The following is a 13,880-nucleotide window of genomic DNA, read 5'->3' on the forward strand; positions in this document are numbered from 1 at the left end:
CATGAGTCTCTTCGCCGATCTCACGACCAGTGTCAACGCCGTTCGCCCGGGGCGTACCCGCATGCGCAACTACGATGCGCCGCTGGTGTTGGCGGCCGTGACCTTGTTGCTACTTGGCCTGCTGATGGTCTATTCGGCCTCGATCGCACTGGCCGACGGTCCGCGCTATGCCTCGTATGGTAGTTACTATTTTGTCATCCGCCATGCGCTTTTCCTGGTCGCCGGCTTGATGGCGGGCGCGGTGGCGATTTCGTTGCCCATGCGCTTCTGGCAACGGATGGCTGTGCCCATTTTTATGGTGGCATTAGCACTCTTGCTGGCCGTGCTCATTCCCGGTATCGGCCGAGAGGTTAATGGCGCACATCGCTGGATTCCGTTTGGACCGCTGAGTTTCCAGCCATCGGAGTTGATGAAACTTGCCGCTCTGTTGTATGCGGCGGATTACGCCGTACGCAAGCAGGAGTACATGCAGTCGTTCTCGCGCGGCTTTTTGCCGATGGCGTTCGCCCTGGGCGGGGTCGGGATGTTGTTGCTGCTTGAGCCCGACCTGGGCGCGTTCATCGTGATCGTTGCGATCGCGATGGGCATTCTGTTTGTCGGCGGTATTAACGGCAAGTACTTCAGCAGCCTGCTCGGCGTGTTGATGGGAACCTTCCTGGCACTGATCTGGTTGTCACCGTGGCGGCGTGCGCGCTTGTTCGCCTATCTGGATCCATGGGACGACGCCAATGCCTATGGCAGCGCCTATCAGTTGTCGCACTCTCTGATCGCACTGGGCCGTGGCGAATGGTTGGGCGTGGGCTTGGGCGCCAGCGTCGAAAAACTGCATTACTTGCCCGAAGCACACACTGATTTTCTGATGGCAGTCGTTGGCGAGGAACTTGGTTTTGCCGGCGTGTTACTGGTGCTGGGACTTTTCGCCGTCATTATTTATCGGGGTTTCGACATTGGCCGGCAGGCTATCGCGATGGAACGCACCTTCGCTGGTCTGGTGGCGCAGGGTGTCGCGATCTGGATTGGTGTGCAGGCATTTATCAATATGGGCGTTTGTCTGGGATTGCTGCCGACCAAAGGGCTGACACTGCCGTTGATGAGCTACGGCGGTTCGGGCATCGTGATGAATCTTTGCGCGTTGGCCATTCTGTTGCGCGTGGATATCGAGAATCGCATCATGATGAGAGGGGGGCGCGCATGACGACGCCGACCATTCTGATCATGGCGGGCGGCACCGGCGGGCACATCATGCCAGGGCTGGCCGTGGCGCAGGTGCTGCGTGAACGCGGCTGGCGCGTGCTCTGGTTGGGCAATCCCGACAAAATGGAAGGCCGATTGGTGCCCCAGCGCGGCATTGAATTGGTGCCTATGCACTTCCAGGGGGTGCGAGGGCGTGGGGTGGCGGCGTTATTGAAACTGCCATTCCTGTTGGCGCGCGCCTGCGTGCAAGCCTGGCAGCGCCTGTCGCAAGTCCGACCCGATGTGGTGCTGGGGATGGGCGGTTATGTGGCCTTTCCGGGGGGCATGATGGCGACATTGCGCGGCATGCCCTTGGTCGTGCACGAGCAAAATGCGGTGGCGGGTACAGCCAACCGTTGGTTGGCCAAGCGCGCGCGGCGTGTGCTGAGCGGTTTTCCTGGTGTGTTGCCCAGAGCCGAGGTCCTGGGCAATCCCGTGCGCCTTGATTTGTGTGATTTGCCTAAGCCAGCCGTTCGCTATGGCGAACGCAGCGGGCCGTTGCGTATCCTGGTCGTAGGCGGCAGTCTGGGCGCGCAAGCGCTGAATACCGTGTTGCCACGTGCGCTGGCGCTGATGGCGCCCGAGACGCGTCCGCAGATTACCCACCAATCCGGTGAGCAGCATCTACAAGCGCTGCGCCAGGCCTATGCCGAGGCCGGAGTACCAGCGGATTGTCGCGATTTTATTGATGACATGTCGGCCGCGATGGCACAGGCCGACGTGTTGGTCTGCCGGGCCGGTGCGATGACGGTGGCCGAAGTTGCCGCTGCTGGCGTGGCCGCGTTGTTCGTGCCTTTCCCGCACGCCATCGATGATCACCAGACGGCCAATGCCCGCTTTTTGAGCGATGAGCAGGCCGCTTGGTTGTGCCCCCAAACCGAATTCACGCCTGAATGGCTGGCCGATTGGCTGGGCCAGCGCACGCGTCCTGACCTCCAGTCCGTGGCAGAGCGCGCGCATCAACACGCGCGTCCGCAAGCCGCGACAGATATCGCCGATGTCTGCGTACAAGCAGCGAGGCGCTCAACATGAAACACAGAATCCAGCATATTCATTTCGTCGGTATCGGCGGTTCAGGCATGAGCGGCATCGCCGAGGTCCTGCTGAACCTGGGCTATACCATCAGCGGATCCGACTTGAGTGAGACCGCCGTGACCCGGCGGCTTGCCACGCAAGGCGCCAACGTCGCGATCGGCCATACGGCCTCGAACGTGGTCGGCGCTGACGCCATTGTGACGTCCACCGCCGTGGCCGGGGACAATCCCGAGGTGATCGCCGCTCGCGCCGCCGGTATCCCTGTCGTGCCGCGCGCCATCATGCTGGCAGAGTTGATGCGCTTAAAGCGCGGCATCGCCGTCGCCGGCACCCACGGCAAGACCACGACCACCAGTCTGATCGCCAGCGTGTTGGCAGCCGGCGATCTGGACCCGACCTTCGTGATCGGCGGTCGCCTGAATTCGGCGGGGGCGAACGCCCGGCTGGGTCAGGGCGAATACATCGTGGTCGAGGCCGATGAGTCAGATGCTTCGTTTCTGAATCTGCTGCCGGTGATGGCGGTGGTGACCAACATCGATGCTGACCATATGGATACCTACGGTCACGATGTGGCACGACTCAAGAGTGCTTTTATCGAGTTCACGCAGCGTCTACCCTTCTATGGCAGCGCTGTGCTGTGCGCCGATGATGCCAACGTGCGCGAGATCATGCCGTTCGTGTCGCGCCCGATTACTACCTACGGGTTGAGTGCCGACGCGCAGGTGCGTGGTGAAAACGTGCAGGCCGATGGCACCCGTATGCGCTTTACGGTGCAGCGCAAAGATCGTGATAGCACGTTGCCGTCGCTGGATGTGGAGTTGAATTTGCCCGGGCTGCACAATGTGCGCAATGCCTTGGCGACAGTGGCCATCGCCACGGAACTGGGTGTCTCCGACGATGCGATTTGCCAGGCGCTGGCCTCGTTTACCGGCGTCGGACGTCGATTTACGCAAACCGGCGACTTTGCGGTGCCGGCGGTTCACGGCGGCGGCACATTTACGTTGATCGACGACTACGGTCACCATCCCGTCGAAATGGCCGCCACATTGGACGCGGCTCGCGGGGCGTGGCCGCAGCGCCGTATCGTGCTGGCGTTTCAGCCGCACCGCTATACCCGCACACGCGACTGTTTCGAAGATTTCGTTCGCGTGCTGGGCAACGCCGATGCGGTGCTGTTGACCGAGGTCTATGCCGCGGGCGAATCCCCATTGGTCGCCGCGGACGGGCGTGCATTGGCCCGGGCCCTACGTGTGGCGGGCCGTGTCGAGCCGCTCTTTGTCGAAGACGTGACCGAGCTACCGCAAGCGATTTTGAATTTCGTACGTGACGGTGATGTCGTCGTTGTGATGGGAGCCGGTTCGATCAGCAAAGTGCCAGGTCAAGTAGGAGAACTTGTATGAACCAGACGACACAGCAACCTCTCCCCGATGTGAAGGCCTTTGGCAAGGTCGGCGTGTTGTATGGCGGCCGTTCAGCGGAACGCGAAGTGTCGATACAGTCCGGCAATGGCGTGCACCAGGCATTGTTGACGATGGGTGTGGATGCCCATTTGTTCGATACCGGTGAGCGCTCGCTGGCCGACTTGGCCCAGGCAGGTTTTGATCGCGTCTTCATCGCGCTGCATGGCCGCTATGGTGAGGACGGCACCTTGCAGGGGGCGTTGGAGTTGCTGGGCTTGCCCTATACAGGGAGCGGTCCCATGGCGTCGAGCCTGGCCATGGACAAGACCATGACCAAACGCGTTTGGTTGCAGCATGGATTGCCCACGCCGGATTTTGAGTTGCTGGATGCGCAGTCCGAGTTGCGCACCGTGCCTGATCGGCTGGGATTGCCCTTGATCTTGAAGCCGCCGCATGAGGGTTCCACGGTTGGTGTGGCCAAGGTAATCGGCTATTCCGACATGAAGGAAGGCTATGCGCAGGCATCGATTTTTGATGACGAAGTGTTGGCCGAGCAATTTATCGCCGGTCGCGAACTGACTGTCGCGGTGCTGGGCGAGGGGCGTGCGGCGCGCGCGCTGCCGGTCATCGAAATCGTGGCGCCCGACGGCAACTACGACTACGAGCACAAGTACATCTCTAACGATACCCAGTATTTTTGCCCGGCAGCGCTGCCCGAAGACGTCTCGAACCAGATCACCGATATCGCCGTGCGGGCCTATCGCGCGCTGGACTGCGCGGGCTGGGGTCGAATTGATTTCATGCTGGATGCCAACAATCAGCCGTGGTTGCTCGAGGCCAATACCTCGCCGGGCATGACCAGCCATTCGCTGGTGCCGATGGCGGCCAAGGCGGTCGGAATGAGCTATGCCGAATTGTGTGTGTCCATTTTATCCGGGGCTGCGTGCAAGGTGCACAGCCCTCCGCGTAACTCTTAATAGCAACTGGATCGGAATCATCCGTGTGGAACGACGCTCGCACCACCAACCTGATAGCCAACACGCTAGCCGTGCTGGCCGTGGTGGCTATTCTCATCGCAGGCCTGGTGTGGATGGCGCATCGTCCGTATTTTTTGCTGTCGAGCATCGAGTTGGTGCCCGCGCCCGATACCGAGTTGCACTACGTGTCGCCCGAATCCGTGCGCGCGGTGATCGCCAATCGTTTCGACGGGAATTTCTTCACAGTGGACCTCAACGAAGCCCGCGAAGTGTTCGAGTCGGTGCCCTGGGTGCGGCGTGCGTCGATCCGGCGTATCTGGCCCGGGACACTACGCGTGCAGCTCGAAGAAGAGCAGCCGCTGGCTTTGTGGAACGAAAACCAGATGATCAACACCTGGGGCGAGGCGTTCACGGCCAACACGGGCGAGCTGGACGACGATATGGTGCTGCCGCAGTTCTCCGGTCCGGAGGGTACGGAAGGGTTGGTCGTGCAGCGCTACGCCGAGTTGGCTCGCTGGTTTGCACCGCTGGATTTGCAGGTGCGCGAACTGAATCTCAGCCCTCGCTATGCCTGGAAGGCCACGCTCTCGAACGATCTCGTGCTGGACTTGGGGCGCGATCCGGGAGCGGACGCTCCCGATCCGCACGGCGTGCCTGGCGCCTTGCCGTTCGCCGCGCGTATTCAACGGTTTGTACAAGCTTGGCCGGCCGTCGTCAGCCGGCTGGAAGGCCGCAGTGTGACCCAGGCCGACCTGCGTTATCCCAACGGATTTGCCTTGGCTCTGGCACCGCTGCCAGAAGGGCAATCGAAATCTTCATCCACATCTTCAAGAAAGCGTTAACGCCATGACCCGTGACATCAAGGACCTCATCGTCGCCCTCGATATCGGCACCAGCAAAGTGGTTGCCGTGGTCGCCGAAATCCTGCCGGAGGGGCGTTTCGAAGTGCTCGGCCTCGGGCAGCACGAATCGCGCGGCATGCGCAAAGGCGTGGTCGTCAACATCGAAACCACCGTCAACTCCATTCAGCGCGCGCTCGAAGAGGCGGAGCTGATGGCAGATTGCAAAATCCGCGACGTCTATACCGGCATCGCGGGCAGCCATATCCGCAGCTTCAACTCCAGCGGCATGGTGGCAGTCAAGGACAAGGAGGTTACCGCGACCGACGTGGCGCGCGTGATCGAGACGGCCAAGGCGGTGAATATCCCGACAGATCAACAAGTCCTGCACGTGTTGACCCAGGAGTTCATCGTCGATGGCCAGGAAGACATTCGCGAACCCATTGGCATGAGTGGACTGCGCCTGGAAGTGCGCGTGCATATCGTCACGGGGGCCGTGAGCGCGGCGCAGAACATCGTCAAATGCGTGCGCCGCTGTGGCCTCGAGGTGCAAGACCTGATCCTGCAACCGCTGGCATCCAGCCTGTCGTGCCTGACGGCAGACGAAAAGGAGCTCGGTGTCGTCTTGGTGGATATCGGCGGTGGCACGACCGATGTGGCGATCTATACCGGTGGCGCTATTCGGCACACGGCGGTCGTGCCTATTGCGGGCGACCAGATCACCAATGACATCGCCGCCATGCTGCGCACGCCCACACCGGATGCCGAAGAAATCAAGCTGCGCTATGGCGTGGCCAAGCAGGTGCTGGCGCGCGCGGACGAGTCAGTAGAAGTACCCGGGCTGGGCGATCGTGGCCCACGCCAAGTCAAGCGCCAGGCATTGGGCGCGGTGATCGAACCGCGAGTCGAAGAACTGTTCACCCTGGTGCAGCAAGTGGTCCGCGAATCGGGCTACGAGGACTTGCTGGCCTCAGGGGTGGTGCTGACGGGCGGTTCCGCTCAGATGCCCGGCATGATCGAGTTGGCCGAAGACGTATTCCTCAAGCCCGTGCGCGTGGCGATGCCCGAGTACGAAGGCAGCCTGTCTGATGTGATGCGTAATCCGCGTTTCTCGACAGTGATGGGGTTGTTGCAAGAAGCGCGTATGCAACGGGTGCGGGGCCGCAAGGTTGCCGCGCAGACGGGCAATTTCAAGAGCCTGCTCACGCGCATGAAGGAATGGTTTATGAACTGATCAAGGGGCAGAACGGGGCCTGCTCCTGGCCTGATTCGTCGCAAGACGGCGCAGGCCGAATAGGGGAGACGTTTCAAACCCGTTGCGGATCATCCGATCGGCGGCGATTTTGAAGCGATTCACAAATATAAGTTGTTGGGGAATGATTTTGTCGAGTAGCCGCTTTCCAGTACGACGTTGCGGCGAGGGGACAAAAAATTTTGTGATTTGCGTATCCAGACTTGTGAGGGAGTCATCATGATGAATTTCGAAATGCTTGAGAACAACACCAAAGGGACCGTTATCAAGGTCGTGGGTGTTGGGGGTGCTGGCGGCAATGCCGTTGCGCACATGATCCGTAGCGGCGTCAATGGCGTGGATTTTATCTGCGCCAATACCGACGCCCAGGCACTGGCGGCAACTAATGCGCCGGTGCAAATTCGTCTGGGCCGTACCGGCCTGGGCGCGGGCGCCAAGCCCGAGCAAGGCCGCGCGTCGGCGGAAACCGCACGCGAGGAAATCCGTTCCGCACTGAATGGTGCGCACATGGTGTTCATCACTGCCGGTATGGGTGGTGGCACGGGTACGGGCGCGGGTCCGGTGGTAGCGGAAGTCGCCAAAGAGCTGGGCATTCTGACCGTGGGCGTGGTGACCAAGCCCTTTACCTTCGAAGGCAACAAGCGCCTGAAGATGGCTGAAGACGGTATCGGCGAGCTGGCCAAACACGTTCATTCCCTCATCGTGGTGCTCAACGAGAACCTCTATGAGTTGATGGACGAAGACGCCACGCAAGACGAGTGCTTCAAGTCCGCCGACGATATCCTGCACAACGCGTGCGCCGGTATCGCCGAGATCATCAACGTCGAAGGCAACGTTAACGTTGACTTCGAAGACGTCAAGACGATCATGGGCGAGCAAGGCCAGGCCATGATGGGTACCGCTACGGCCGGCGGCGCAGATCGTGCCCGCGTCGCTGCGGAGCAAGCCATTGCGTGCCCGCTGCTCGAGGGTGTGGACCTGAACGGTGCTCGTGGCGTATTGGTCAACATCACTGCCAGCCGCACACTGAAGATGCGCGAAACGCGCGAAATCATGGAAACGATCCGCAGCTATGCTTCGGACGACGCGACCGTGATCTTCGGTACCGCCTACGACGAATCCATGGGCGACAACCTGCGTGTGACGGTGGTGGCAACGGGCCTGGGTCGTCAAATGGCTGCGCCGAGGCTGGTGGAAACCATGGCCGAAAGCCTGCGTACCGGCACGGACAACATGCCGGTCATGGGCCACATGGCTCAGGGTGATTACCGCAACCTGGATACGCCGTCGGTGATGCGCAACCCGCGCACGCAGGCGTCGGCCCAAGTGCGTGCACTGGAAAGCTCGGGTATGGATCACTTCGATATTCCGGCTTTCTTGCGCAAGCAAGCGGATTGACGTTGCAGTAAACGGGCCGGGGAACTGGCCCGACTCCCTCAGTGCCGGCTCGTTCTCCCCGAACGAGCCGGGCACATGGGGCGGTTTTCGTCTGATCAGGCGCATCGTTTGCGCTCGATAACATCGACGATAGATGTCGGCAAATGTATCAAACGCGTGACGCCGGCCATTCGCCGAGGTTACAATATGCCCTTATGCTGGTGAAATTATCGTTTTTTACCGGCAAGTTCACATACAAAGACCATGTTTCGACAGCGTAGCATCCAGAATCTCGTCCGTACTACTGGCGTAGGCGTCCATTCAGGACGTCGGGTCGAGCTCACCCTGCGTCCTGCCGAAGCCAACACTGGCATTATTTTTCACCGTGTCGATCTGCCGCAGGTCGTTGACCTGCCCGCGCAGGCCAATGGTGTGGGCGATACGCGCATGGCGTCCGTGCTGCAGCAGGGCGACGTCCGTGTTTCCACGGTCGAGCACCTGATGTCCGCGCTGGCGGGTCTGGGTATCGACAATCTGCATGTCGACCTGACCGCCGAAGAAGTGCCCATCATGGATGGTAGCGCCGCGACCTTCGTCTATCTATTGCGGTCGGCCGGCATCGTGGAGCAAAACGCGCCCAAGCAATTTATTCGCGTGACCAAGCCCATCGAAATCCGCGAGGGCGAAGGCCGCAGCCTGAAATGGGCGCGCCTCGAACCGCACGAGGGTTTCTCTCTGGCGTTTTCCATCGATTTTCGTCATCCCGCCATCGACTCCACGGCGAACTTTGCCGAAATCGACTTTGCCACGCATTCGTACGTCCGCGAAATCGCACGAGCACGCACCTTCGGGTTCGTCAACGAAGTCGAGGCATTGCGCTCCATGGGTCTCGCCCGAGGCGGTAGTCTGGACAACGCCATTGTCATGGACGAGTACCGGGTGCTCAATAGCGATGGTCTGCGTTACGACGACGAGTTCGTCAAACACAAGATTCTGGACGCGATCGGTGACCTCTACCTGATCGGCAAGCCGTTGGTCGCGCGCTATGTCGCCTGCAAATCAGGCCATGCCCTCAACAACCAGTTGGCGCGCGCGCTGCTGGCCCGGCAAGACGCCTGGGAGCTCGTGTCCTACGAGTCCCAAGCCGCAGCGCCGCAGGCTTTCCGCCACGAGTGGAAACTCGCCTGATTCAGATCAGGCGGCGGGTTTTTTGCCGCCGGGCCGCCCCAAGGTAAAAAAGCCCCTTTGGGGCTTTTCCCGCTACTTGTCCTTGTGATGGGCCAGCAATTTGGCCACGGCATCTGCCAGTGGCCCGGGGCGCAAATTCCCCTGTAATGTCTCGAACGCATCCAGGGCGGTATCTCCCAGAGGTTGTGCTTCTTTTGGGGGACGGGGTGCTTTTGCACCAGGACGAGGCATCCCTGCTTGAACCTTGACCGCAATTTCGTTAAGGTTCCAACCTTGGGTATTGAGTGCTTGTGCAATCCGCGGGGCCAACTGACGCAGTTTGGCCGCGTGCGCCGCACTAGGTACCGCGACTTGCAGCCTGGGGGTTTCCAGCTTTGCCACGACACAAACGGCGCCTAGCGCCGGTGGCAACACGGCTGCGATCGCATGTTGTATTTGCAGATGCACGCGCGCCGTGGCCAGTACGCCAGCGCCGCGTGTATCGTGACCCAGCCAGTTCAGCGGAGTTTCACCTCGCCGGCTGCTAGACGAACGAGAGCGGTTTGAAGCAGGTCTGTTCATGCCAGCTCAGTAACAGGATTAGGTACTTTGAAAATAGTCATTATGCACGCCCGCGAGGGCCAGCCCGGACAGTCGGTCCTGGGCGGCTTTCGTCTTGGGTTGATGCTGGTCGCCTTGTTAGCCACGGCAGCGCTCATTGGCGCCACTGTACAACGTTACCTTACTCCTGTTGCGCCGCCGGCGTATGCCGTTGACTGGGCATCTTTCTCCCCAGGTAGCCAACCAGAGCGCGATGCCGCGTTCCTGCGGGAGAACGTAGGTTTGCTGGCCGCTAAAGTCGGCGAGTTGCAGGCCAAATTGGTGGGCATAGATGGCGTAGGGCGGCGTGTGGCCCGGGTGGCTGGCGTAGCCTACACCGATCCCGAGTTGGCGGCGGGGCTCAATACACCTGCAAAGGCCGACGAGGTCATGGACAATCTCTTTACCGATCGCCAGCCCCCCGAGCAGACGTCCGCCGAGGAACTGGGGCGGCAGCTTGATGCGCTGCAATCCCGTTTGATTCAGCAGACCGAAAATCTCCGCATGCTGGACGTGACACTGACGCGTCGCTCGGCCGACCAGGCCCGTCTGCCGTCGAGCATGCCGATCAGCGACTATCCCTTTTTGAGTTCCTCCTATGGCTGGCGTCGCAATCCGGTGACCCATCGCTATGCCATGCACGAGGGGTTGGATTTCGCGGCGCCGAACGGCACGCCGATCCTGGCGGCCTCGGGGGGCGTGGTGCTGGAATCGCGCTATATGCCGGGTTATGGCAACGCCGTCGAGATCGATCATGGCGACGGCATGATCACGCGTTACGCGCATGCCTCCAAATTACTGGTCAAACCAGGCGAGTTGGTCAGCCGTGGCCAAGAGATCGCCAAGGTGGGTTCCACCGGCCAATCTACCGGCCCTCACTTGCACTTCGAAGTGCGTTTGGCGGGTCAACCACTCGATCCGCGCCTGTTTCTGCAGTCACCCAGTGCGACGCCGCCTGTAGTGGCACAGGTCTCCGACGGGGTGTTGCATACGCGCGGTGATGCAGGGCCGTCGTCCGACGCCGTGGCCCGTGCTCCTAGTACGACGACCGGCCATTCCGTGACGCGTTGAGACGTCCGCACCCTGCGACGGCGGCTCGTTTTGTCTCCGGGCGGGCCGATAGGCTTCAGGTGCGTTAAACTCGATTGTTTCCCAGCGGGATTACTCCGCTCAACCACGTAACAATCCGCGCCGCGCGGGGCTTGGCCTTTACAGGGCAGGGGCCGTCGGCGCCGCCAACGACACGCATGGTTTCTCTGCTCAAAAAACTCATAGGTAGCCGCAACGACCGGTTGCTTAAGCAGTATCGCAAGCTGGTTACCCAGATCAACGCACTGGAATCCAAAATCGTCGCGCTTTCCGACGAAGAGCTCTCGGCCAAGACCGACGAGTTCCGCAGCCGGCACGCCCAGGGCGAGTCGCTGGACGATCTGCTGCCCGAGGCTTTCGCCGTGGTGCGCGAGGCCGGCAAGCGCGTCTTTGGCATGCGCCACTTCGACGTGCAATTGCTTGGCGGCATTGCCCTGCATAACGGCAAGATCGCCGAAATGCGCACTGGCGAAGGCAAGACGCTGATGGCGACGCTGCCGGTCTACTTGAACGCGGTTGCGGGCAAGGGCGTGCACGTTGTGACGGTCAACGATTACCTGGCCCGTCGTGATGCCGAATGGATGGGGCGCCTGTATCGTTTCCTGGGTATGAGCACCGGCGTGGTCGTGCCGCAGCAGCCCAACGACGAGAAAATCGCCGCGTACGCTGCCGATATCACCTACGGTACCAACAACGAATTCGGTTTCGACTACCTGCGCGACAACATGGAGTACCGTGTCGAAGATCGCCGCCAGCGTCAGTTGGCCTACGCGATCGTCGACGAGGTCGACTCCATCCTGATCGACGAGGCGCGTACCCCGCTGATCATCTCGGGCCAGGCCGAAGACCATACCGAACTCTACATTCGCATGAATGCCGTGCCGCCGTTGCTGACGCGCATGGCATCCGAGCCCAAGCAGCACGAGCCTGAGCCCGAGGGCGATTTCTGGCTCGACGAAAAATCCCAGCAAGTCTACTTGTCCGAACAGGGACACGAAACGGCCGAACGCCTGCTCTCGCAGCAGGGTTTGCTGCCCGAAGGCGAGTCGCTGTATGACCCGCGTCATATCTCGCTCATGCACCACTTGATGGTTGCATTGCGCGCCAACACGCTGTTCTTCCGTGATCAGCAGTATGTCGTGCAGGACGGCGAGGTCGTCATCGTTGACGAGTTCACGGGTCGCCTGATGGTGGGCCGTCGTTGGTCCGATGGTCTGCATCAGGCCGTCGAGGCCAAAGAGGGCGTCAAGATCCAGCACGAAAATCAGACGCTGGCATCGATCACGTTCCAAAATTACTTCCGCATGTACGGCAAGCTGTCAGGCATGACGGGGACGGCCGATACCGAGGCCTACGAGTTCCAGGAGATCTACAGCCTGGAAACCGTCATCATTCCGACCAACAAGCCGATGATCCGCAAGGATCAAAACGACCAGGTCTTCAAGACCGCGCAAGAAAAATTCAACGCAATCCTGAATGACATTCGCGATTGCCACGAACGGGGTCAGCCCGTTCTGGTGGGTACGACCAGCATCGAAAACTCCGAGCTGCTGTCCGGGTTGCTGCAACAAGCCAAGCTGCCCCACGAAGTCCTGAACGCCAAGCAGCACGCCCGTGAGGCCGAGATCGTGGCCGAGGCCGGCATGCCCGGGCACATCACGATCGCGACCAACATGGCCGGTCGTGGTACCGACATCGTGCTTGGTGGCAGCATCGAAAAGCAAATCGGCCTGATCCAGACGGACGAGACACTGTCCGATACGGAAAAAGACGCCCGCGTCGAAAAAATCCGCGCCGACTGGAAACCCGCCAACGAGCAGGTAAAGGCCGCCGGCGGATTGCGCATCATTGGTACCGAGCGTCACGAATCGCGCCGTATCGACAATCAGTTGCGTGGCCGGGCAGGCCGTCAGGGCGATCCCGGTTCGTCGCGCTTTTACCTGTCGCTCGAAGACCCGCTGATGCGGATTTTCGCGGGTGATCGCGTGCGCAGCATCATGGAGCGCCTCAAGCTCCCCGAAGGCGAGCCCATCGAAGCCGGCATGGTGACGCGTTCCATCGAAACCGCGCAGCGCAAGGTCGAGGGTCGCAACTTCGATATTCGCAAGCAATTGCTCGAATACGATGACGTCTCCAACGATCAGCGCAAGGTGTTGTACGCGCAGCGTAACGACGTGCTTGAGTCGTCGTCGATCCGGCCTTCCGTTGAAAACCTCAGCGAAGCCGCCGCCGCCGATCTGGTGCGCCAGTACATTCCCGCCGATTCTGTCGAAGAACAATGGGACGTCAATGGCCTCGAAAAAGCACTGGCTGCCGATTGGCAAGTAGAACTGTCGTTGACCGAGATGCTGGAAAAAGAATCCAGCCTGACGGATGACGATATCCTGACGCGTGTGACCGAAGGGGTTCGTGGCATCTATGCCGGCAAGATCGCGCTGGTTGGCGAAGAGCCCTGGGCCCAATTCGAGCGTTCGATCATGTTGCAGGCGATCGATACGCATTGGCGCGAACACTTGTCGGCGCTGGATCACTTGCGTCAGGGCATTCATTTGCGTGGCTATGCGCAAAAGAACCCCAAACAGGAATACAAGCGCGAGGCGTTCGAACTGTTTTCGGGCATGCTCGACCGCATCCGTGATGATGTGGTGCGTGTCCTGTTGACGGTGCGCGTACAGTCGCCCGAGCAGGTCGAGCAAGCCGAAGCCGAGACCAATCAGTCGCATGTCGAGAATGTGCAGTATCACCATTCCGACTACGACGAGGCCCTGGCCAATGCGGATGCGGCGACGCCAGACGCAGCAGAACAGCAGCCGGTGCGTAATGCCATGCCCAAGGTCGGACGCAACGACCCATGCCCTTGCGGGAGTGGCAAAAAATACAAGCACTGCCACGGCAAGCTGGCTTAACACAC

Annotated in this window: 11 protein-coding genes; 10 read left to right on the forward strand and 1 reads right to left on the reverse strand. The window is 60.6% G+C overall.

Annotation, left to right across the window (positions count from 1 at the left end; genetic code table 11):
• The first annotated feature begins 1 nt into the window (after position 1).
• The 8 genes from ftsW to lpxC all read left to right on the forward strand — a co-directional run bounded on the left by ftsW (position 2) and on the right by lpxC (position 9,301).
• Positions 2–1,195: a putative lipid II flippase FtsW gene (gene ftsW / locus ACYVDM_RS22260; protein ID WP_415789695.1), complete on the forward strand. Its 1,194-nt coding sequence runs from the start codon at positions 2–4 to the stop codon at positions 1,193–1,195.
• Positions 1,192–2,265 carry an undecaprenyldiphospho-muramoylpentapeptide beta-N-acetylglucosaminyltransferase gene (gene murG, locus ACYVDM_RS22265; protein WP_415789697.1) on the forward strand — a complete coding sequence of 358 codons (1,074 nt, stop codon included), beginning with the start codon at positions 1,192–1,194 and terminating at the stop codon, positions 2,263–2,265. The genes ftsW and murG overlap by 4 nt, the downstream gene beginning before the upstream one ends.
• Complete coding sequence (gene murC, locus ACYVDM_RS22270; protein ID WP_415789699.1) at positions 2,262–3,668, forward strand: UDP-N-acetylmuramate--L-alanine ligase; 1,407 nt, start codon at positions 2,262–2,264, stop codon at positions 3,666–3,668. The genes murG and murC overlap by 4 nt, the downstream gene beginning before the upstream one ends.
• On the forward strand, positions 3,665–4,645 hold the full coding sequence (locus tag ACYVDM_RS22275) for a D-alanine--D-alanine ligase (RefSeq protein ID WP_415789701.1): 981 nt from the start codon (positions 3,665–3,667) through the stop codon (positions 4,643–4,645). Before murC ends, ACYVDM_RS22275 begins: the two co-directional genes overlap by 4 nt.
• Positions 4,646–4,668: 23 nt before the next feature.
• Positions 4,669–5,487, forward strand: coding sequence for a cell division protein FtsQ/DivIB (locus tag ACYVDM_RS22280; protein WP_415789703.1), 819 nt, complete (start codon positions 4,669–4,671; stop codon positions 5,485–5,487).
• Between the two features lie 4 nt (positions 5,488–5,491).
• Positions 5,492–6,718, forward strand: coding sequence for a cell division protein FtsA (ftsA, locus tag ACYVDM_RS22285; RefSeq protein ID WP_415789705.1), 1,227 nt, complete (start codon positions 5,492–5,494; stop codon positions 6,716–6,718).
• A gap of 237 nt (positions 6,719–6,955) precedes the next feature.
• Positions 6,956–8,134: a cell division protein FtsZ gene (gene ftsZ, locus ACYVDM_RS22290; protein ID WP_415789708.1), complete on the forward strand. Its 1,179-nt coding sequence runs from the start codon at positions 6,956–6,958 to the stop codon at positions 8,132–8,134.
• Positions 8,135–8,377: 243 nt separating this feature from the next.
• On the forward strand, positions 8,378–9,301 hold the full coding sequence (gene lpxC, locus ACYVDM_RS22295; protein ID WP_415789710.1) for a UDP-3-O-acyl-N-acetylglucosamine deacetylase: 924 nt from the start codon (positions 8,378–8,380) through the stop codon (positions 9,299–9,301).
• 72 nt (positions 9,302–9,373) lie between these two features.
• On the opposite strand, the gene ACYVDM_RS22300 is transcribed toward lpxC, so the two are convergent.
• Entirely contained in the window at positions 9,374–9,862 is a 489-nt protein-coding gene (locus ACYVDM_RS22300) for a DciA family protein (protein WP_415789712.1), read from the reverse strand.
• Between the two features lie 42 nt (positions 9,863–9,904).
• On the opposite strand from ACYVDM_RS22300, the gene ACYVDM_RS22305 reads away from it, so the two are divergent.
• Positions 9,905–10,951 (forward strand): M23 family metallopeptidase, encoded by a 1,047-nt coding sequence (locus ACYVDM_RS22305; protein ID WP_415790312.1) that lies wholly within the window; start codon positions 9,905–9,907, stop codon positions 10,949–10,951.
• Positions 10,952–11,127: 176 nt separating this feature from the next.
• Positions 11,128–13,875 carry a preprotein translocase subunit SecA gene (secA, locus tag ACYVDM_RS22310; protein WP_415789714.1) on the forward strand — a complete coding sequence of 916 codons (2,748 nt, stop codon included), beginning with the start codon at positions 11,128–11,130 and terminating at the stop codon, positions 13,873–13,875.
• The last annotated feature ends 5 nt before the right edge of the window (positions 13,876–13,880 follow it).

The organism is Bordetella tumulicola (assembly GCF_054779135.1).